This is a genomic window from Cobetia sp. Ld8 (assembly GCF_045066615.1).
Lineage (GTDB): Bacteria > Pseudomonadota > Gammaproteobacteria > Pseudomonadales > Halomonadaceae > Cobetia > Cobetia amphilecti.
This window is the reverse complement of sequence record NZ_JBISHF010000007.1, coordinates 1,149,216-1,168,342: the sequence shown is the minus strand read 5'-3', so window position 1 is coordinate 1,168,342 and position 19,127 is coordinate 1,149,216. Positions and strand designations below refer to the sequence as shown.

Genomic DNA, 19,127 nt, shown 5'->3' with positions numbered 1-19,127 from the left:
TTTTGGGTCTTCCCCAATGCTGTTCTGACTATCAGCCCGCCGGGCTCAGGATGCGGATATCGCCATCGGCGATCCAGTCACCGGCGTTGTCGCGGAAGCGCTGCATGTGTTCGGTCTCACGGTGGGCCTGCAGCGCATCGTGGGATTCCCAGGCTTCCACCACGGTGATGGTATCGGGGCGTGGGTCGTTGTCCTTGTCGGCGGCGCGTTCGGAGTCCAGGCACGGGTGGTAGGCGTGGCAGCCATCTTCCTCGCGCACGGTGGGCGCGACGGCGCAGAGTTCATTGAAGACATCCTGAACATGGCCTTCCTTGGCGGTAACGGTGGCGATTACCCAGATCATCTTGGCTCCTTGTGACGGTGCTGACCGCCGGTGTGGTCGGGATTCTCGTGATGAGATGTCCTGACTATGTGGAGCCGTTTCTGGCCACTGCAAGGGGCAGGGGCTGACTGCCGGCATGACCCTGCATGATGAGCACACGAAAGCGCCGGACAGCAGGGCTGTCCGGCGCAGTTGTTATCAGGCGCAGTTGTTATCAGATGATGATCCGCGGATCAGAAAGCGAAGGCGATGGATCAGGACGGGAAGGCGAACTGGGCGCCTTCACGCAGACCGGCGGAAGGCCAGCGCTGGGTGATGGTCTTGCGGCGAGTGTAGAAGCGCACCGCGTCCGGGCCGTAGGCGGACAGATCGCCGAACAGCGAGCGCTTCCAGCCCCCGAAGCTGTGATAGGCGACCGGTACCGGCAGCGGCACGTTGATGCCGACCATGCCGACCTGGATGTGATCACTGAAGTAGCGGGCGGCTTCGCCATCACGGGTGTAGATGCAGGTGCCATTGCCGTATTCGTGATCATTGATCAGCTGCATGGCGGCTTCCATCGAATCGGCGCGCACGACCAGCAGCACCGGGCCGAAGATCTCTTCCTGGTAGCAGGTCATCTCCGGGGTGACGCCATCGATCAGGGTGCCGCCGACGAAGAAGCCGTTCTCGCCGCCTTCGACCTGCGGATTGCGGCCATCGACCACCACCGTCGCGCCTTGCTGCTCGGCGCTGTCGATGTAGCCGACCACCTTGTCACGATGGGCCGCGGTGATCAGCGGGCCGAAATCATTGCCCTTGTCGCTGTAGATGCCGACCTTGAGGCCTTCCATCTGCTGCTTCATCTGCGCGATCAGCTTGTCGGCGGCGTCATCGCCCACGGCCACTGCGACGGACAGTGCCATGCAGCGCTCACCGGAGGAGCCGAAGGCGGCGCCATTCAGTGAGTTGGCCACGTATTCCATGTCGGCGTCCGGCATCACGATGGCGTGGTTCTTGGCGCCACCGAGGGCCTGGCAGCGCTTGCCGTTGGCCGCGGCGCGGCTGTAGATGTATTCAGCGATCGGGGTGGAGCCGACGAAGCTGACCGCCTGAATGCGCGGGTCGTCCAGCAGCGTATCGACGGCCTCTTTGTCGCCATTGACGACATTCATGACGCCGGCCGGCAGCCCGGCCTCCATCAGCAGCTCGGCGATGAACAGCGTGGAAGTCGGGTCGCGCTCGGAGGGCTTGAGGACGAAGGTGTTGCCGCAGGCGATCGCCATCGGGTACATCCACAGCGGTACCATGGCCGGGAAGTTGAACGGCGTGATGCCGGCAACCACGCCCAGCGGCTGGAATTCGCTCCAGGAATCGATGCCCGGGCCGGTATTGCGGCTGTGCTCGCCCTTGAGCAGTTCCGGGGCGCTGCAGGCATATTCGACATTCTCGATGCCGCGCTGCAATTCGCCCAGCGCATCGTGACAGATCTTGCCGTGCTCCTGACCGATCAGGCGGGCGATCTCGTCGGCGTGTTCTTCCAGCAGCTGCTTGAAGCGGAACATCACTCGGGCGCGCTTGATCGGCGGCGTGTTGCGCCATTCCGGGAAGGCGGCCTCGGCGGCCGCGATGGCTTCCTCGACCGTCGCCTTGCTGGCCAGACGCACCTGACCGCCGACTTCGCCGGTGGAGGGATTGAAGATGTCCTGGGTACGGCCTTCGCTGTGATCGATGTTGCCGTTGATGAGGTGTCCGAGTGTCTTCATTGGGTGGGCTCCCTGAGATGACTTGTGAAATGAATGACGATGAATGAAGTGGTGTTGATCGTCAGTTCTGAATGTTGATGGTCAGCCTTGAGCGTCGACCGTCAGTCCTGGGCGGCGAAGGCATCGCCGAGGGCATTGATCAGGCGGTCCAGCTCGTCGTGTTCGGTGATGAACGGCAGGCCCAGCTGGATGGTGTCGCCGCCGTAACGCACATAGAAACCGGCCTTCCAGCAGTGCATGGCAATCTCATACGGGCGCCGCGCCGGCTCGCCGGGATAGGCCTCGACCTGCAGGGCACCGGCCAGACCGTAGTTGCGGATGTCGCTGATGTAGCGCGTGCCCTTGAGCTCGTGCAGCTTCTTCTCGAATACCGGACTCAGCTCGCGGACGCGGGAGATGAGCTGGTCGTTCTCGAGCACGTCGAGGGCTGCCAGCGCCGCGGCACACGCCACCGGGTGACCGGAGTAGGTGTAGCCGTGGGGAATCTCCATCATGTAGTCGGGGCCGCCGTTGTCCATGAAGGTCTGGTAGATGTCGCCCTTGACGACCACGGCGCCCATCGGCACCGCGCCATTGGTGATCTGCTTGGCGACGTTGAGGATGTCCGGCGTGACCCCGAATTCCTCGGCGCCGCTCATGGCGCCCATGCGTCCGAAGCCGGTGATGACCTCATCGAAGATCAACAGGATGTCGTGCTGGTCGCATATCTCGCGCAGGCGCTTGAGATAGCCCACTGGCGGTGGCAGCACGCCGGCGGAGCCTGCCATCGGCTCGACGATGACGGCGGCGATGTTGGAGGCATCATGCAGCGCGATCAGCTCCAGCAGCTCATCGGCGCGCTCGGCACCGGTCCTGGGCATGCCGGGCGTGAAGACATTTTCCTTGAGCAGGGTATGCGGCAGGTGATCGGCATCGACCCCCTGACCGTAGAGCGAGCGGTTGGCCCCGATGCCGCCGACGCTGAAGCCCCCGAAGTTGACGCCGTGGTAGCCCTTGCTGCGTCCGATCAGCTTGGTCTTGGTCGGCTTGCCTTTCTTGCGCCAGTAGGCACGCGCGATCTTCAGCGAGGTGTCGGCACTCTCGGAGCCGGAGCCGGTGAAGAAGACGTGATCCAGCCCCTCGGGCATCAGCGTCTTGATGCGATGCGCCAGCTCGAAGGCCTTGGGGTGGCCGTACTGGAAGGCGGGTGCGTAATCCAGCTCACGCAGCTGCGCGCTGACCGCCTCGGCGATTTCCGGGCGGCAATGGCCGGCACCGCAAGTCCAGAGACCCGACAGGCCATCGAAGATCTGACGGCCCTGGGAGTCCGTGAAGTAGGCTCCCTGCGCCTTGGTGATGATGCGCGGGTCCTGCTTGAACTGGCGGTTGGCCGTGTAGGGCATCCAGTAGGCATCGAGCTGCTCCTGGCTCAAGCCTGCCTGGGCGGAAGGGGATGTATCGAAGGCGGTCATGATGTCTCCCACAGAGTGTGTTGTTGTTGGTTCTCGGCTCCTGTCCAACTAGATTAGGAAGTCCTTTTGGTAAGATAAATGCCATTGTCTTTATCTTCAGGAAAGCATTTACTTAACTTTCCGCTGGCGTTCGCTACGCCATCTCGGCGCAGTCAGGCGCCGTGTGGCGCGGAACCGTTCAACAACAGGAGGCGCGGGCCTATGCGAGGCGAAGTCATGCGGGGGCAGCTCGGCGATACCGACCTGCGTCTGCTGCGTATCTTTCGCAAGGTAGTGGAGTGTGGTGGCTTCTCGGCGGCCGAGATCGAGCTCAACATCAGTCGCTCCGCCATCAGCATGGCGATGAGTGACCTGGAGACGCGGCTGGGCCTCAAGCTCTGTCAGCGCGGGCGCAGCGGGTTTGCCCTCACCAATGAGGGACGGGAAGTCCACGAGGCCGCGATGCAGATGCTGGCGGCGGCAGAGGGATTTCGCACACGCATCAATGGTCTGCATGCCTGGCTCAAGGGCGAGCTGAACATCGGCATCACCGACAATCTGGTCACCATGCCCGAGATGCACATCACGGATGCGCTGAGTGCGCTGAAGGGCCACGGCCCGGAGGTGATGATCAACATCCGCATGATTCCTCCCAACGAGATCGAGCGCGCCGTGCTGGATGGCCGCCTGCATACCGGGGTGATCCCGACGCTCAAGACGCTGCCGGGGCTCGAGTATCGCTCGCTCTACGAGGAAACCTCCTGCCTTTACTGCGCGCGGGGCCATGTGCTGTTTCGCGAACCCCGGGCGGGCGACACCCTCGCGCGCGGGCGACCGGTGGGCGAGGAAGAGATTCGCCAGCATGATGCGGTGTTGCCGGCCTATGCCCAGACGCCTGCGATCAAGGCGCTGCATGAGCCGCTCAAAGCCGCCGCTTCCGCGACTGACCGCGAGGGCATCGCCTTCCTGGTGCTTTCCGGGCGCTATCTCGGTTATCTGCCCACCCACTATGCCGAGCGCTGGGTGCGCGATGGCCAGATGCAGGCGCTCAGCCCGGTGGCCAATTCCTATGTCACCTATTACAGCGCCATCACGCGCAAGAGCCGCCCACCCAATCTGGTGCTGGAGCGTTATCTGACGGAGCTGGATGCCCTGCGCCAGGCGAAACCGGCCCGAAGAACGCAGCTGGCGAGGGAGAGCAAGCCATGAACAAGCCCAGGCGTGCCGGGGTCAGGGAAGTCGCCCAGCTGGCGGGGGTGTCGGTCGCGACGGTCTCGCGGGTGCTCAACAATCCCGAAAAGGTGGTGAAGAAAACCGCCGACAAGGTGCTGGCGGCGGCCGACGCGCTCGATTTTCTGCCCAACAATGCCGCGCGTGTGCTGTCTCAGCATCAGTCGCGCACCTTGGGAATCGTGATCCCGACCTTCGAGAACCCGATCTACGCCAAGTTCATCGATACATTGGAGGGCGCGCTGGCGCGGGCGCACTACAGCCTGCTGGTGACGACCACCCAGAAGGGGCGGGTGACGGAGTTCGACAAGGTGCGCGAGCTGGTCAACATGGGGGTGGACGCCGTGATTCTGCCCGGTGGCAGTCATGCCGCGGAGACACTGGACTACCTGTCACGCTTCTCGGTGCCGGTGGTCTTCAACAGCATCTACCTGCCGGACTCGCCGTTGATCACGGTGGGCTATGACAACTACGGCCTGGCCAAGGCACTGGCGGAGTATCTGATGTCCTTGGGTCATCAGCGTATCGTCATCCTCTCCGAGCCGCTGGCGCACAACGACCGTGCACGCCTGCGCTACGACGGCGCCGTTGCCGCGCTGCAGGCGCTGGAGAGTGCCGGCGCCGATCGCGAGCATGATCAGTTCGTCGATGTCACCACCGCCGGGGCGAGTGCCGCGATAGGCGAGCTTTCTTGTGAGCCCGGGGGCGCGCTCGATGGCAAAGGGCAAGGCGGCCTGCGGGATGGCATCACCGCCGTGATGTGTCTCAATGACGTGCTGGCCAGCGGTGCCATGCTGGCGCTGCAGCGGCGGGGAATCCGTGTGCCGCAACAGGTCTCGGTGGTGGGATTCGATGACCTGGAAATGGCGGAGTTCCTCAATCCACCGCTGACGACGGTAGACCTGCCGGTGGAGGAGATGGGCGAAGTGATCGCCCAGGCGTTGATCCGCCATCTCGAGGACGACGCGCCCTTGACGTCACGCCTGCTGGACGCGTCGCTTGCGATTCGTGGCAGTGCAGGCCCGGCGCCCAGCCAGGGCTGAGCACCTGTTCACGGGGCCTGACTCACAGCGTCTTGTAGTCGACCCAGCCCGGACCATAGATCGGCTGCAACCAGGCGCGGTGCAGGGAGTTGTCCAGTGACTCGGCCTGAAAGCGCACGTACTTCCAGTCGCCGCCCAGCTCCAGCTCCCACTCTGCAGCAGCGGTGGGGGCCGTGATCTCGATCAGCTGCGGCGCGTCTGGCTCGCCCGGGCCTGTGGGGTCCACGCCTCGCTGCACGATCGCCTTCCACTTCACCTTGTCCTGTGCGCTGACGCGCAAGGTGTAGCGTCCCTGCTGTTCAGACATTGCCAGTGGCGTATCGGCCAGCATCACCCCGGTGCTGGCATAGAAGCGGTTGCGCTTCACGTTGCGCAGGATATCGGCCTCATTGAGCGCCGCGGCCACCATGATGAAGCCCAGTGGCGCGTAATTCTCGTAGACATATTGCTCGCGATAGAACTCGTCGTTGCCGGCAAAGCCGGCACAGCGCACTCCCTCACACAGAAGATCATCCCAGCAGGGCTCTGCCATGTGCGGCGCGTAGGGCCTGGCCCCCATGTGTTCCTCCAGGATGGAAAGGCCGTTGTAGACCTCCATGCCCATGATGTTCATCTCCGCGAGGCGCGCACACGGGTTGAGGAGCGTCTTCTTGATCTGTGTCCATTCGCCGCCTTCGCGTGGGCGGGTGGTCTCGAAGAAGTTGGGATGGGCGCAGATCGACAGGCCGCCGACCTTGCCCATGCTCAGCACATGCAGATATTTCGAATGCTCGCCGGCGAAATAGCCGTCGAGATAGCCGCCATCGTCGATGGTGTCGTTCTGGATCTCGCGCCCCGGAATCACCACGAAGTCATCACGCTGCTCACCACGTGAGAACAGCTCGATATTGTTGAGGTAGGGGTGAACCGAGGTGCACACGAAATCGAAGTGGAAGGGAGCGGCCTGTGAGCGCCGGATCACTTCGTCATGATCCTCGCCATGAATCCGGTCCATCGAAATGCTCTCATCGAGCGCTTCGCGGGTATGCACATGGATATTGCCCTTGAGCCAGCGCGTGCCGGGCTGAGGCCCTGACTCGCTCAGCGAGGCGTAGGGATTATGGACACGATGGGCGGCTGGCATGGCGGCGCTGTGGGAAGTCGGTACTGCTCGGGTCATGTGAGTCATCCTTGTCATGACGACGTGCCAGAGAACTCTGCTGATCAGTCAGCGGGGGAAGAGATCACAAGCAAGCGGCACGCCAGGCACCAGGGGGCGGTGAAATGGCTCGTGGCAACGACAAGCCCCGAGCCACTTCCTGTCTTTATGGTCCTGGTGATCCGGTGTCGCTCAGACGGCCTTCGAGGCAAGCGCGATATCCGGCTTGGCGGCGTCCGGGAGAGCGCTTGCGGCGTGTGACTCGGCACCATCCCAGTAATAGGCCGCGACATCCTCGCTGGGACTATGGCGGGTCAGCTTGCTGACGACCACCAGCACGACCAGCGAGGTCAGGAAGCCCGGATAGGCGGGGTCGATGCCAGTCGACAGCAGTGGCCAGAGGGCGGTGACACTCAGTGCGCTCGCCATGCTGCTGATGCAGCCACGGGACGTCGCATGCTTCCAGAACATCACCGCGAAGAACGGGAAGATCAGCGTGGTGGCCGAGATGCGCAGCGCCCACTGGTAGGCCGAGATGATGTCGGTCATCAGGAAGGTGACGCCCAGCCCCAGCACGCTGATGATGACGACACTCAGACGTGCCGAGGCCATCTTCTGCTTCTCGTTGGCGTGACGATTGATGAAGTTGCCATAGAGGTCATGCGCCAGGTTGGAGCTGCCCTGCAGAATGTAGGAATCCGCCGAGGTCATCAGGGCGGCCAGCAGGCCGACGATGACCAGCCCGCCGATGGCCGGGTGCAGCAACTGCATGGTGACGTAGGAGAAGACGAGATCGGCCGAGGTATCCAACGGCACGAATTGACGTGCCAGTACGCCGATGCAGTAGGGCAAGAAGGAAATCAGCATCACGATGGAGAAGCCTGACACGCCGGCCTTGATGGCCACATCTTCGCTCTCGGAGGCGAAGATGCGTTGCCAGGTGCACTGCCAGACGAGGTAGAACGGCGCCACCGTCAGCGCGAAGGTCACCACTTCCATCGTCTTGCCCTCGGGCAGCGGGGCGAGGAACTCGATCGGCGTATTGAGCAGGGCATGTTCCAGCCCTCCGGCATAACTCAGGGCAGTGAAGCCCAGCACCATGATGCCGGCGATCAGCAGGATGCTCTGCAGGGCATCGGTGACGATGGCCGCTTCAAGGCCCCCCAGAATGGTGAAGCCGAGAATCAGCGCAAAGGACACGAAGATGGCGGTATTGAACTCCAGCCCCAGCACCACGGTGAGGATGGTGCTCATGCCGATGATCTGGATCGCGGTGGCAGGCACCGAGTAGACGAAGGCCGAGAAGAACGAGGGAAACAGACTGGCCTTGCGGCCGAAGCGGCGCCCGAACAGGTCCGCCAGGGTATAGAGCTTCTTGCGACGCAGCGGGCGGCTGAAGAAGATGACCAGCATCAGGCTCGCGATGATACCGGGCAGGGCAAACATGAAGTAGCCGGAGAGCCCCTTGGAAAAGCCCATACCCATCCAGCCGATGAAGGCTGCCGCACCACACCAGGTGCTGATGGTGGTGCCGGTGATCTTCCAGTAGCCCATGTTCCAGCCGGCAATCAGATAGCTGTCAGAGGTCTTCACCTTGCGGAAGTAGTAGTAGCCGATCGCGAACATGATCACGAAATAGCCAATGATATAGGAGTAGTACCAAGCCATAGTCGAGTCTCCGTTTATTGTTGATTGTTCTATGAAGGTCATGCATGGAGCAGGGCGTACGTGGCGTAGCAGGGACTGAAACGACCCTCTGATTGTCGGGGATGACGCAGTGGGGAAGGTGGCGGACATGGCCGAGACAACCATGTCTTGTCTTCGAATGTAACCCGTTACATCGACTCAATCTAGCCGAGAAAAAGGCGCTGTCAAAAACAAATTTCACCGGCGGACGAAAGTCTCATGCCGGCGCGATGGCAAGATTCTCGTGGGGAGGGGAGTCATGCAAGAAGCGGCATCCTCATGCCTCTTCGCGCAGAAAACAGGTGCCGTAGCTGGCGGAAACGACGACAACTCTGCCGCCATTCAGGCGATACGACTGCCAGAGGAATGAAGAGCTATACAGGTCGCGTCTCGCAACGCTGTCATGGCAGGCGATTTTTTCTTCGGCCTGCAGTGCATGATAGCGGGGCGTACTCAGTCCGGAAGGCGGGCGAGCTCGATCAGGAAGGCGTACAGAATCACGGGGTCATCTGAAAGACGCACTGTGTCTTGGCCAGCGTAAAGCCGCAGGCGGCATAGAATTTCCTGGCGACATCGCGCGCCTCATGGGTGCGAACCCGCAGGGTCAGCGTCTCGTCGGTTGCCCAGGCAATGGCCTGCCTGGCCAATGCCCGTCCTGCGCCTTGCCGTTGCGCCTCCTGTGCGACGGACAGGCCCAGTATCTCTATGAAATCGGCCGAAGCGACACGAAAGACATGCTGGGCGTGCAGCCAGCCAATCACTTCGCCCGCCTGTTCCGCCACCCAGATGCGGTCATGGCGTGACGCCAACAGGTGCTCCAGTCGCTGCAGGATCAACGCATCATCGTCGTGGGGCAGATAGCCCAATGCGGACGCGACGCGTGAAATTCCTAGGGCATCCTCGGGTGTGGCAAGGCGAATCTTCATTGATGTTGTCCAGCCCCCATGACGATGATGATGGATGTTCGAGGGTCTCATTCGTCAGAGAGGCTCATTCATCGTCGTAGTGAATGATCGACAGCAGCTGAATCGGCACCTCGTTCAATTTCTCGGGGCCATGCGGCACACCGGCATCGAAGGCCAGGCTGTCACCGGGCCCCATGTCATAGAACTTGTCACCATGACGGTAGGTGAGGTTGCCGGAAAGCAGGTAGATGAATTCATGCCCGGCATGACAGAAGTTGGGGAAGACTTCGCTGGCGTCATCCATGGTGATCAGGAAGGGTTCGTAGCGCTTCTTGGGGCCTTGTTTGTAGCTCAACAGTTGATAGGCATGGCCGACTTCCGTGCCGGTGCGCACCACCTGCATGCCTTGCCCGGCCTTGATGTGCTGGGCACCACGCCCGTTGACATCGTAATCACTGAACAGCTTCGAGATCGGCAGGCTCAAGGCATTGCACAGCTTGTTGAGGGTATCGAGGCTGGTGGACACCTGGGCGTTCTCCACCTTGCTGATCATGCCCTGGCTGACACCGGCGATACGCGAGACGTCGGAAATCTTGTAGCCCTGCGAGACTCGCTGCTGCTTGAGCGCGCGCGCGATGTGCTGCTCGAGCCCCAGGCGTGTCTCGTCGGCTGCCGCGGTGATGGTCTCCTTCACCTCGGACTGCGCGGCAGGTTCCGCGGCCAGCGAAGGCGCTTTCGTGTCAGGCGCTGTCGGTTGAGGGGTATCGGAGGAATGGGAGGATTCTCGCGGCATGGATAACTCCTGTGGCGGAGGTGAATGCGATAGGGATGGGCAGGCGGGATGAGAATACGCGTCCTTGTAGGAGTCGTTGCGCGTCACCCGCGTGCGGATATCGGGTGACATTATCAAGTTTACCGCCAACCCTCATCCACGTTTGTGGCCAGTCCTCGTCCTGACTCCATGGCGTGTGATGCAAGAGGCCTCCTCGACGCCATGCCGAGGAGGCCTCTCAGGTTTCACGCTATCCAGCATCACGCGATTCGCACTGTTGCCGCGGGGCTTGAGCTGTTGCCTCGCGGCTGTGGCGTGCGATCAGCCGCGAGCCAGTCGCTTGGCCTTTTCCGGGTCATCGAAGGGTAGGGAATGGCTGATGGCCGAGAGGCTGGTCTCGCCGTCAGTGCCAGTCTTGAGGGTCAGCGGGGTGCCATGCTCGGCATAGCCGGGTTCGAGACGTGCCAGCGCCATGGAACGATCGCTCAGGCGCGAGTACATGCCCTGGGTGATGACACCGACACACTTGCCGTCGGCGTAGATCTTGTCACCGATCTGGGCGACGTCTTTCGAATCCAGCAGCACGCCATAGACCTTGACGCGCTCCTTGCCCTGCAGCGCGAAGTGTTCGCTGGCGCCACGGAATTCAGTCTTGCCCGGCGAGACGGTGAAGTCCAGGCCCAGTTCCCACAGGGTGTCGCCCACGGGCTGGTCGGGGTACGGGTAGGTTTCGGAATTGTCCGCCGGGTAGAACAGCAGGTGACTCTCGACCCGCAGCCAGTCAAGGGTACCGAAGCTGCACGGCTTGATGCCCATGTCGGCACCCTCCGCGAGGATCTGTTCCCACAGAGAGGGGGCGTCCTTGGCCTTGCAGAAGATCTCGTAGCCACGCTCGCCGGTGTAGCCGGTGCGCGAGATCATCACGTGGCAGCCGAACAGCTGGGTCTGCAGATGGTGGAAGTAACGCAGCTCACGGATGCCCGGCACGTGACGCTCCAGGAAATCCACCGCGACCGGCCCCTGCAGTGACATGTCGTGCATGTCGTCATCGAAGGTCAGGCTGACGGCGCGCCCCAGGGCACTCTTGGCCAGCATTTCATTCGCGGTACCCGTGCCGTGCACCACGAGGTAGGAGTTCGGTGCCAGGCAATAGACGATGCAGTCGTCGACGAACTTGCCGGCCTCATTCAAGACGCTGGCATACACCGACTTGCCCGGATACAGCTTGGACATGTCCCGCGTGGTGACGTAATCCAGCACGGCCTGAGCGTGCGGACCATTGCAGTGGATCTTCTTGAGCCCCGAGACATCCATCAGACCGGCGCGGGTGCGAATGGTCTCGTGGTCATCGGCCGTGTCCGAGACGGCGTAATTCCAGGCGGTGCCCATGCCATTCCAGTCTTCGAGCTCCGCGCCCAGCTTGCGGTGTTGTTCGGCCAGTGCCGAGATGCGCCATGAATTCGCCATGCGTCCCTTTCTCCTGTGAGTCGTGCTGCCTAGCGTAAATGGGGGGTGCCGTAGTCCTGCTGATGCTGGCGATGATGTCGCGCAAGACGCGCATCCGCCGCAGGAGGTGTTGTTGTTCTTTCGCCTTTTCAGGCGCTTCACCGGGGCTTGTGCCTGCTGCTTGCCTTGCCTGATCGCACGAGAGTCGATTCTTGGAAGGAAAGAAACATTCCCCATAGTTAAGCAAGGGGCTTGCCAATTCCGTCAAAGGCCATGGCCACGGCAGCACTTGAGCGAGTCAGGCGCCGATTGGCAGCACGAATCAGGGCGTGAATATTAGCGCTTTGCGTCATGCTGGTGCGAAGAGAGAGCTTTGGGCACCGAAATGATGCCTATTTCGAGAAACAGGTAGAAATTCACTCAGGATCACCTGGCGTTTCCTGTGGGATGAAATGAACTTGGAAAATAAATTTCCATGCAAAACAGTAGGTTGGTGAAAAGTTCTGGCCGGCAGTTGGCGAAATGGCATGCTGCATGCTTTTCTTTGGGGGAAATAAAGTTGACCAGCAGGAATCACAAAAACTCGTTTCATCCGCTATCTTGACGTGGCGAGTCACCACAAGGGGTCAGGTTTCCCGGGGTGGCAGACAGTGTCGAGGGAGATGAAACCCGGTCCGCTCTCAGAGGAAACCCAGATGTCACCCGAAAACGCGCAACAGTTCATCAAGGATCACGACATTCGCTATCTGCTGGCGCAGTTCGTGGATATTCATGGCGCTGCCAAGACCAAGTCCGTGCCGGCCAATTGCCTGATGGATGTGGTCGAGAAGGGCGCCGGCTTTGCCGGCTTTGCCGTCAGTGGTCTCGGCATGTCGCCGGAGGGGCCGGACTTCATGGCGCGGGGTGATCTGAGCTCGTTGTCGTTGGTGCCGTGGCAGCCGGGTTATGCACGCATGGCCTGTGATGGCTACGTCAATGGTCAGCCGTTCGCCAACGACAGCCGCGTGGTGTTGCTCAAGCAGCTGGAGCGCCTGAAGGAGAAGGGCTGGACGCTCAATAGCGGGCTGGAGCCGGAATTCTCGCTGTTCCGCCGGGGGGAAGCGGGTGAGCTGTTGCCGGTGGACGAGAGCGATACCCTCGCCAAGCCCTGCTACGACTACAAGGGCCTGTCGCGTTCGCGTGAATTCCTCGAGCGCCTGGTCGAATCGCTGCAAGCGGTGGACTTCGACGTTTATCAGATCGATCACGAGGACGCCAACGGCCAGTTCGAGATCAACTACACCTACAGCGATGCACTGACCTCGGCAGACCGCTTCACCTTCGTGCGCATGGCCGCCGGCGAGATCGCCAATGACCTGGGCATGGTGTGCTCCTTCATGCCCAAGCCGCTGGCGGACCGCCCGGGCAATGGCATGCACTTCCACCTGTCCGTATGTGATGACACCGGCCGCAACCTGTTCGGCGATGACTCCGACGCCCAGGGCATGGGCCTGTCGCCGCTGGCGTACCACTTCCTCGGCGGACTGCTGGCACATGCCCCGGCGCTGTGTGCCTTTGCCGCGCCGACCGTCAATTCCTACAAGCGTCTGGTCGGTGGTGGCAGCACCAGCGGCGCGACCTGGGCGCCGGTCTTCATCGCCTACGGTGACAACAACCGCTCGGCCATGGTGCGTGTGCCCTACGGTCGCCTCGAGTTCCGCCTGCCGGACGCCGGCTGCAACCCCTATCTCGTGCACGCCGCCATCATCGCGGCGGGGCTGGATGGCGTGGCGCGCAAGCTGGACCCGGGCACGCCCCACAACATCAATCTCTACTCGCTGACCCCGAGCGAATGCGCCGAGAAGGGCATCGAGAAGCTGCCGCAGAATCTTTCGCTGGCCATCGATGCGCTCGAGGCGGACAGCATTCTGCGCGAGAGCCTGGGCGAGGGAATCTGCGCCGAGTTCATGCGCCTCAAGCGCGAGGAATGGCTGGATTACAACGCACAGGTCAGTGCCTGGGAAGTCCAGCGCTACGCCGAATTCTTCTGATCTCATCCGGCGGCGCTCGCGGATCTCGCGGGGCATGCCAGACGAGGGTCGCCACTGTCACCACCACGCTCAAGACACCAGGCAGGAGACGCCTCCTGCCCGTGAGAGGACATCACCATGTGTGGAATCGTAGGGCTTTATCTCAAGAACCCGGCGCTGGAATCGCGCCTGGGGGAGCTGTTCGAGCCGATGTTGATCGCGATGACCGATCGCGGCCCGGACAGCGCCGGCTTCGCCATCTATGGCGACGAATTTGACGCTGGCATCAAGCTGACGCTGCAAAGCGATGGTGCCGATGAGGATTGGGAGGCGATCGCCAAGGGCCTGGGCGAGCAGGTCGGCACGGTGGCGGACTGGTTCAGCAATGCCAGTGTCGCGGTATTCAAGATCGCCGGGGAAGAGAGCGCCGTGCGCGGCTGGCTTGCCGACAGCGCCCCGCAGATTCGCGTGCTGAGCGTGGGGCAGAGCATCGAGATCCTCAAGGCGGTGGGCCTGCCGGCTCATATCGCCAGCCTCTATGGCCTCAAGGGCATGCAGGGCAGCCACATCATCGGCCATACCCGCATGGCGACCGAAAGCGCCGTGACCCTGCAGGGCAGCCACCCGTTCTCCACCGGGCGTGACCTGTGCCTGGTCCACAACGGCTCGCTGTCCAACCACAACTGGCTGCGCACCAAGCTCAAGCGTGAGGGCATCAGCTTCGAGACCGACAACGATTCCGAAGTCGCCGCCGGCTACCTGACCTGGCGTCTGGAGCAGGGCGACAGCCTGGAAGCCGCGATCACCGGCGCCCTGAAGGACCTTGATGGCTTCTTCACCTTCACCATCGGCACGCGTGATGGCTTCGCCGTGGTGCGTGACCCGATCGCCTGCAAGCCAGCCGTGATCGCCGAGACCGATGACTACGTGGCCATGGCCTCGGAATACCGTGCCCTGGCCAGTCTGCCGGGCATCAAGGATGCCCGCGTGTGGGAGCCGGAACCCGGTCGCCTGTATCTGTGGGAAAAAGACACCGCCCGTTCGGAGGCCGCGTAATGATGAAGACACACGATCTGGCCGTTGAAGGGCTACGCGAATTGAACCAGGCCCTGCACGATGCCGACATCCTGAAGGACGCGCGTGAGTGGCGAGTGGTCAATTCCGACGGCGCCCACAATATCGCCTGCGGCATCAATGACGACATCAGTGTCGATATCGATGGCCATGCGGGCTACTACTGCGCGGGCATGAACCAGAAGGCAAGCGTCACCATCCACGGCAACACCGGGGTCGGGGTGGCGGAAAACATGATGTCCGGCTGCGTGCGGGTCAAGGGTGATGCCTCCCAGTCCGCGGGCGCGACCGCCCACGGCGGCCTGCTGATCATCGAAGGCAATGCCTCGGCGCGCTGTGGTATCTCGATGAAGGGCGTGGATATCGTCGTCAAGGGCAATATCGGGGCCATGAGTGCCTTCATGGGCCAGGCGGGCCGCATGGTGGTCTGCGGCGACGCCGGTGAAGGGCTCGGCGATTCGCTCTACGAAGCGCGAATCTACGTGAAGGGCACGGTCGCATCGCTGGGCGCGGACTGCATCGCCAAGGACATGCGTGCCGAGCACCTGGAAGAACTGGCGGAGTTGCTGGCGAGTGCCGGAATCGAGGAAGACCCGGCCAGCTTCACGCGTTATGGATCTGCGCGTCAGCTCTATCACTTCAAGGTCGACAACGCCTCAGCCTACTGATCAGGATGCTCAACATGACCGACGAGACTCAAACACAGCCCTACAACCCGGCACTGCGGGAATCCGCGACCTTCGGCCGCGATGTCATCCATGAGATCCAGCGCGCGGCGGAGACGGGAATCTACGATATCCGTGGCTGGGGCGCCAAGCGCAAGGTGCCGCATTTCGACGACCTGCTGTTCCTCGGCGCCAGCATGTCGCGCTATCCGCTGGAAGGCTATCGCGAGAAGTGCGAGACCGAAGTCGTGCTCGGCACGCGCCATGCAAAGAAGCCGGTCGTGATCAGCACGCCGGTGACCATCGCTGGCATGAGCTTCGGTGCCCTGTCCGCCCAGGCCAAGGAAGCGCTGGGGCGTGGCGCCTCGGAAATCGGCACCTCCACCACCACCGGCGATGGCGGCATGACCCCGGAGGAGCGCGGCCAGTCCTCGCGACTCGTCTATCAGTATCTGCCGTCACGTTATGGCATGAACCCGGACGACCTGCGCAAGGCCGATGCGATTGAAGTCGTGCTCGGGCAGGGCGCCAAGCCCGGCGGTGGCGGCATGCTGCTGGGCCAGAAGATTTCCGAGCGGGTCGCGGGCATGCGTACGCTGCCGCAGGGCATTGACCAGCGCAGCGCCTGTCGCCACCCGGACTGGACCGGCCCGGATGACCTGGCGATCAAGATTGCCGAACTGCGCGAGATCACCGACTGGCAGGTGCCGATCTACGTCAAGATCGGCGCGACCCGCACCTACTACGACGTCAAGCTGGCGGTGAAGGCGGGCGCGGATGTCATCGTGCTGGATGGCATGCAGGGCGGCACGGCCGCCACCCAGGATGTCTTCATCGAACACGTCGGCATCCCGACCATGGCTGCCATCCCCCAGGCCACTCAGGCACTGCAGGAGATGGGCCTGCACCGTGAGGTGCAGCTGATCGTCTCCGGCGGGATTCGCAATGGCGCTGATGTGGCCAAGGCGATCGCGCTGGGTGCCGACGCCGTGGCCATCGGTACCGCCGCCTTGATTGCGCTGGGCGACAACCATCCGCGCTATGCCGATGAGTATCAGAAGCTGGGGTCCGCCGCCGGTTTCTATGACGACTTCCAGGATGGCAAGTGTCCGGCCGGTATCTCCACCCAGGACCCGGAGCTGAGCCAGCGACTGGACCCGGTCGCAGCCGGCAAGCGTCTGGCCAACTACCTGCGCGTGCTGACGCTGGAAGCCCAGACCCTGGCACGTGCCTGTGGCAAGTCGCACCTGCACCACCTGGAACCGGAAGATCTGGTCGCCCTGAACGTGGAAGCCGCGGCCATGGCCCGGGTGCCGCTGGCGGGCACCAACTGGGTGCCGGGACAGAGCGGTTACTGATGGCACGATCTCTATCGTGCGTGTGCCATTGCGCATGAGAGCGATCGTGCATGGCTGGCATTGCGCATGATTGTCATGGCAAAGCTGCGAAGCCTTTTGTCAGCAAGCTCGCCGCAATGTTGTCCAGGCAAGCTGTCGCAATGACAAGAGCTCTGCTCCGGTTGATGTAGAAAAATGTGACCTGATTCCATCGAGTCATTAGAGCGCCTCACCCCTTCGGTGAGGCGCTTTCTTTTGTGCTGAGTTCAATCAAGGAATCCGGCCGATATCGTGCAAGCGAAAGCGCGTCATAATGCTGATGATGGAGAAGCACATGGTGTCGTGTCGACGGAGAGGTCGTGATTTTCTCAAGGCAGAGTTTTTCCATTCTTTCAGGATCTTGTGGTTATTTCATGAGAAAGATGTCAGGCGTAGAGGTTGGCTTGTGGGGTGAGAATGAAACAGAGCAATAATGGTGAATATAAGCCGTTTTACCTGAGCTGAGTGTTCTGTTTTGGTGCGTGAATGTCTCGATTGATGGTTCATGTATGAAGCAGGATTTTCAGGCAATTTTGTCGGGTATGTGGGGCAATGATTTTGCCGTCAATGGCACGAAATATGCTCAAGAAATGGAGTGGTAGTCGGATGCACGTCATCGTCAAGACGGCGGCATTACAACAAGGACAATTTCTCAGAGCAGGGTCGTGTCATGAAAAGCCCGCAATCATCCTCTGTCACTGCCGGGATTCGAAGTCGGCAACACTATCCACGCATCGAGGCGCTGCCCGATGCCCAACGCTATCTGGTGGCGTGCCAGTCTCCCGAGAGCCTGCCAGGTACTGGTGAGGCGGCGGGCAACGCCCGTCAGCAGCTGCAGATGCATTGTCAGCTGATCAGTACGCTGCTGGGGCAGCTCGGTAGCCGCGAGGTGGGAGGCGCCGTGCAATCCGCCCCGGCAACAGAGGCGTTGCCCACGGGCCCCGTCGACAACGCCCGTCTGCATCGCTGGTACGACGTCGATGACCGCCCGAAGGCCTGCGACGCACTGGTCGGCGCCATCAGCGAGATCGGTGTCGCGGGGTGTCTGGTCATCATCGGCAGTGAGCATTTCGTGTGGCAGGTCGCCAATCTGGCTCAGCAGCAGGGGCTGCTGCTGGATGACATGGTGATGTTGCCGGTCGCTGCCCTGGGGCGGCATGTGTTCTGCGTGCACTGTCAGCAGGTCAGTGAGCATGTCATCCACTCGCCGGCAGCCTGTGATGGCTGCGGTTTGATGCTGGAAGTGCGTGATCATTTTTCCAAGCGTCTCGGCGCCTACATGGGCGTGCGAATCGATGCGGAAGCCCCGGGAGAGATTCCCCCACAGGAGGAGGTGGCACCATGTCTCGCTTCATGAAGGCGCGGGTCGCCGCGGTCGATCAGCTCAGCAGCAGCGTGCGCCGTCTCACCCTGGTGCCTGCCGATGAGGCTCCCCCCTTCACGCCGTTCTCGCCGGGCAGTCATGTGGTGCTGGGCATTCCGGGAGAGGGGCGGGTGTGTCGCAACGCCTACTCATTGATCAGCCCGCCGGATGATCCCTCGCATTACTGCATCGCGGTGCGTCGTCAGCCGGTCTCGCGTGGCGGCTCCGAAGCCATCCATTCCCGTGTGCAGGTCGGTGACGAGCTGGAACTCAGCCCGCCGGCCAACCTGTTTCTGCCGCACTGGCAGGCGCGCCACCACCTGATGCTGGCAGGCGGCATCGGCATCACGCCGTTTCTCTCCTACCTGCCGGAGCTTGAGCGGCGTGGCGCCAGCTGGGAGCTGCACCTGCGCAGCCAGGACCTCGACGTCGCCCGCTTCCCGGAGGCCGCGCCCTATCTGGCGAGTGGCAACATCACCCAGCATCGCCTCGAACGCCCGAATCTGAAGGCCATGCTGGCGCGTCAGCCCGCCGGCACGCACGTCTATCTCTGCGGCCCGCAGGCCATGATCGATGCCGTGAAGGAAGCGGCGCGCGAGCTGCACTGGAGTCTCGCGCGCATCCACCACGAGGTCTTTGCCGCCCCGGAACCGGGGACTCCCTTCACGGCCGTGGCGCGCGCCAGCGGCGTGGAAGTGGCGGTCGGCGCCCAGGAATCGATGCTGGAAGCGCTGGAGCGCAGCGGTGTCGAGGTGACGAGCCTGTGTCGTGGCGGCGTCTGCGGGCAGTGTCGGGTCGAGATGCTGGAGGGGGAGGCGGAGCACCGTGACGCCTTCCTCGATGAACAGGAGCGGGCCAGTCAGCGCTGCGTGATGCCCTGCGTTTCCCGGGCACGCAGCCAGCGGCTGGTGCTGGATCTCTGA

General features: G+C 62.3%; 16 protein-coding genes. 8 read left to right on the top strand and 8 right to left on the bottom strand.

Going from position 1 to position 19,127, the window contains the following annotated elements:
- Positions 1 to 31 precede the first annotated feature (31 nt).
- The 3 genes from ACJJV2_RS09705 to ACJJV2_RS09695 all read right to left on the bottom strand — a co-directional run bounded on the left by ACJJV2_RS09705 (position 32) and on the right by ACJJV2_RS09695 (position 3,518).
- On the bottom strand, positions 32 to 343 hold the full coding sequence (locus tag ACJJV2_RS09705) for a putative quinol monooxygenase (protein WP_043332154.1): 312 nt from the start codon (positions 341 to 343) through the stop codon (positions 32 to 34).
- A gap of 233 nt (positions 344 to 576) precedes the next feature.
- A complete protein-coding gene (locus tag ACJJV2_RS09700; protein WP_043332153.1) occupies positions 577 to 2,067 on the bottom strand; it encodes a CoA-acylating methylmalonate-semialdehyde dehydrogenase in 1,491 nt (496 codons plus the stop codon).
- Between the two features lie 101 nt (positions 2,068 to 2,168).
- Positions 2,169 to 3,518, bottom strand: coding sequence for an aspartate aminotransferase family protein (locus ACJJV2_RS09695; RefSeq protein WP_043332339.1), 1,350 nt, complete (start codon positions 3,516 to 3,518; stop codon positions 2,169 to 2,171).
- Between the two features lie 201 nt (positions 3,519 to 3,719).
- Here ACJJV2_RS09695 and ACJJV2_RS09690 point away from each other — a divergent pair, with 201 nt between their 5' ends.
- Positions 3,720 to 4,706 (top strand): LysR family transcriptional regulator, encoded by a 987-nt coding sequence (locus ACJJV2_RS09690; RefSeq protein WP_248378849.1) that lies wholly within the window; start codon positions 3,720 to 3,722, stop codon positions 4,704 to 4,706.
- Positions 4,703 to 5,770, top strand: a complete 1,068-nt coding sequence (locus ACJJV2_RS09685) for a LacI family DNA-binding transcriptional regulator (RefSeq protein WP_405280365.1) — start codon at positions 4,703 to 4,705, stop codon at positions 5,768 to 5,770. The genes ACJJV2_RS09690 and ACJJV2_RS09685 overlap by 4 nt, the downstream gene beginning before the upstream one ends.
- Positions 5,771 to 5,792: 22 nt before the next feature.
- Here ACJJV2_RS09685 and ACJJV2_RS09680 read toward each other — a convergent pair whose 3' ends face one another.
- From ACJJV2_RS09680 to ACJJV2_RS09660, 5 genes are all read right to left on the bottom strand, one after another.
- A complete protein-coding gene (locus ACJJV2_RS09680; protein ID WP_405280362.1) occupies positions 5,793 to 6,929 on the bottom strand; it encodes a hypothetical protein in 1,137 nt (378 codons plus the stop codon).
- A gap of 171 nt (positions 6,930 to 7,100) precedes the next feature.
- Positions 7,101 to 8,576: a sodium:solute symporter gene (locus tag ACJJV2_RS09675; protein WP_153635586.1), complete on the bottom strand. Its 1,476-nt coding sequence runs from the start codon at positions 8,574 to 8,576 to the stop codon at positions 7,101 to 7,103.
- A 515-nt stretch (positions 8,577 to 9,091) separates the two neighbouring features.
- Complete coding sequence (locus ACJJV2_RS09670) at positions 9,092 to 9,520, bottom strand: GNAT family N-acetyltransferase (RefSeq protein ID WP_172978648.1); 429 nt, start codon at positions 9,518 to 9,520, stop codon at positions 9,092 to 9,094.
- A gap of 64 nt (positions 9,521 to 9,584) precedes the next feature.
- Positions 9,585 to 10,292: an XRE family transcriptional regulator gene (locus tag ACJJV2_RS09665; RefSeq protein ID WP_153635588.1), complete on the bottom strand. Its 708-nt coding sequence runs from the start codon at positions 10,290 to 10,292 to the stop codon at positions 9,585 to 9,587.
- Positions 10,293 to 10,592: 300 nt separating this feature from the next.
- A complete protein-coding gene (locus ACJJV2_RS09660; protein WP_153635589.1) occupies positions 10,593 to 11,738 on the bottom strand; it encodes an aminomethyltransferase family protein in 1,146 nt (381 codons plus the stop codon).
- 674 nt (positions 11,739 to 12,412) lie between these two features.
- Between ACJJV2_RS09660 and glnT the strand changes: the two genes are divergently transcribed.
- The 6 genes from glnT (at position 12,413) to ACJJV2_RS09630 (ending at position 19,127) form a co-directional block, all read left to right on the top strand.
- On the top strand, positions 12,413 to 13,747 hold the full coding sequence (gene glnT, locus ACJJV2_RS09655; RefSeq protein WP_054555957.1) for a type III glutamate--ammonia ligase: 1,335 nt from the start codon (positions 12,413 to 12,415) through the stop codon (positions 13,745 to 13,747).
- 117 nt (positions 13,748 to 13,864) lie between these two features.
- Entirely contained in the window at positions 13,865 to 14,782 is a 918-nt protein-coding gene (locus ACJJV2_RS09650; RefSeq protein WP_077377084.1) for a glutamine amidotransferase family protein, read from the top strand.
- Positions 14,782 to 15,468, top strand: coding sequence for a protein glxC (locus tag ACJJV2_RS09645; RefSeq protein WP_242007773.1), 687 nt, complete (start codon positions 14,782 to 14,784; stop codon positions 15,466 to 15,468). Before ACJJV2_RS09650 ends, ACJJV2_RS09645 begins: the two co-directional genes overlap by 1 nt.
- Before the next feature lie 14 nt (positions 15,469 to 15,482).
- The gene (locus ACJJV2_RS09640) at positions 15,483 to 16,823 is read left to right on the top strand and encodes an FMN-binding glutamate synthase family protein (RefSeq protein WP_153635590.1); all 1,341 of its coding nucleotides are present in this window, start codon (positions 15,483 to 15,485) and stop codon (positions 16,821 to 16,823) included.
- Positions 16,824 to 17,511: 688 nt separating this feature from the next.
- Entirely contained in the window at positions 17,512 to 18,198 is a 687-nt protein-coding gene (locus tag ACJJV2_RS09635; RefSeq protein ID WP_153635591.1) for a dimethylamine monooxygenase subunit DmmA family protein, read from the top strand.
- Positions 18,183 to 19,127 carry a PDR/VanB family oxidoreductase gene (locus ACJJV2_RS09630; RefSeq protein ID WP_405280354.1) on the top strand — a complete coding sequence of 315 codons (945 nt, stop codon included), beginning with the start codon at positions 18,183 to 18,185 and terminating at the stop codon, positions 19,125 to 19,127. Before ACJJV2_RS09635 ends, ACJJV2_RS09630 begins: the two co-directional genes overlap by 16 nt.

Excerpts from the sequence above, each read along its gene's own strand:
- ACJJV2_RS09670 (WP_172978648.1), bottom strand. The coding sequence starts at position 9,520 with ATGAAGATTCGCCTTGCCACACCCGAGGATGCCCTAGGAATTTCACGC.
- ACJJV2_RS09660 (WP_153635589.1), bottom strand. The coding sequence starts at position 11,738 with ATGGCGAATTCATGGCGCATCTCGGCACTGGCCGAACAACACCGCAAG.
- ACJJV2_RS09680 (WP_405280362.1), bottom strand. The coding sequence starts at position 6,929 with ATGACCCGAGCAGTACCGACTTCCCACAGCGCCGCCATGCCAGCCGCC.
- ACJJV2_RS09685 (WP_405280365.1), top strand. The coding sequence starts at position 4,703 with ATGAACAAGCCCAGGCGTGCCGGGGTCAGGGAAGTCGCCCAGCTGGCG.
- ACJJV2_RS09650 (WP_077377084.1), top strand. The coding sequence starts at position 13,865 with ATGTGTGGAATCGTAGGGCTTTATCTCAAGAACCCGGCGCTGGAATCG.
- ACJJV2_RS09675 (WP_153635586.1), bottom strand. The coding sequence starts at position 8,576 with ATGGCTTGGTACTACTCCTATATCATTGGCTATTTCGTGATCATGTTC.
- ACJJV2_RS09700 (WP_043332153.1), bottom strand. The coding sequence starts at position 2,067 with ATGAAGACACTCGGACACCTCATCAACGGCAACATCGATCACAGCGAA.
- ACJJV2_RS09640 (WP_153635590.1), top strand. The coding sequence starts at position 15,483 with ATGACCGACGAGACTCAAACACAGCCCTACAACCCGGCACTGCGGGAA.
- ACJJV2_RS09630 (WP_405280354.1), top strand. The coding sequence starts at position 18,183 with ATGTCTCGCTTCATGAAGGCGCGGGTCGCCGCGGTCGATCAGCTCAGC.
- ACJJV2_RS09665 (WP_153635588.1), bottom strand. The coding sequence starts at position 10,292 with ATGCCGCGAGAATCCTCCCATTCCTCCGATACCCCTCAACCGACAGCG.
- ACJJV2_RS09695 (WP_043332339.1), bottom strand. The coding sequence starts at position 3,518 with ATGACCGCCTTCGATACATCCCCTTCCGCCCAGGCAGGCTTGAGCCAG.
- glnT (WP_054555957.1), top strand. The coding sequence starts at position 12,413 with ATGTCACCCGAAAACGCGCAACAGTTCATCAAGGATCACGACATTCGC.
- ACJJV2_RS09645 (WP_242007773.1), top strand. The coding sequence starts at position 14,782 with ATGATGAAGACACACGATCTGGCCGTTGAAGGGCTACGCGAATTGAAC.
- ACJJV2_RS09705 (WP_043332154.1), bottom strand. The coding sequence starts at position 343 with ATGATCTGGGTAATCGCCACCGTTACCGCCAAGGAAGGCCATGTTCAG.
- ACJJV2_RS09690 (WP_248378849.1), top strand. The coding sequence starts at position 3,720 with ATGCGAGGCGAAGTCATGCGGGGGCAGCTCGGCGATACCGACCTGCGT.
- ACJJV2_RS09635 (WP_153635591.1), top strand. The coding sequence starts at position 17,512 with ATGAAAAGCCCGCAATCATCCTCTGTCACTGCCGGGATTCGAAGTCGG.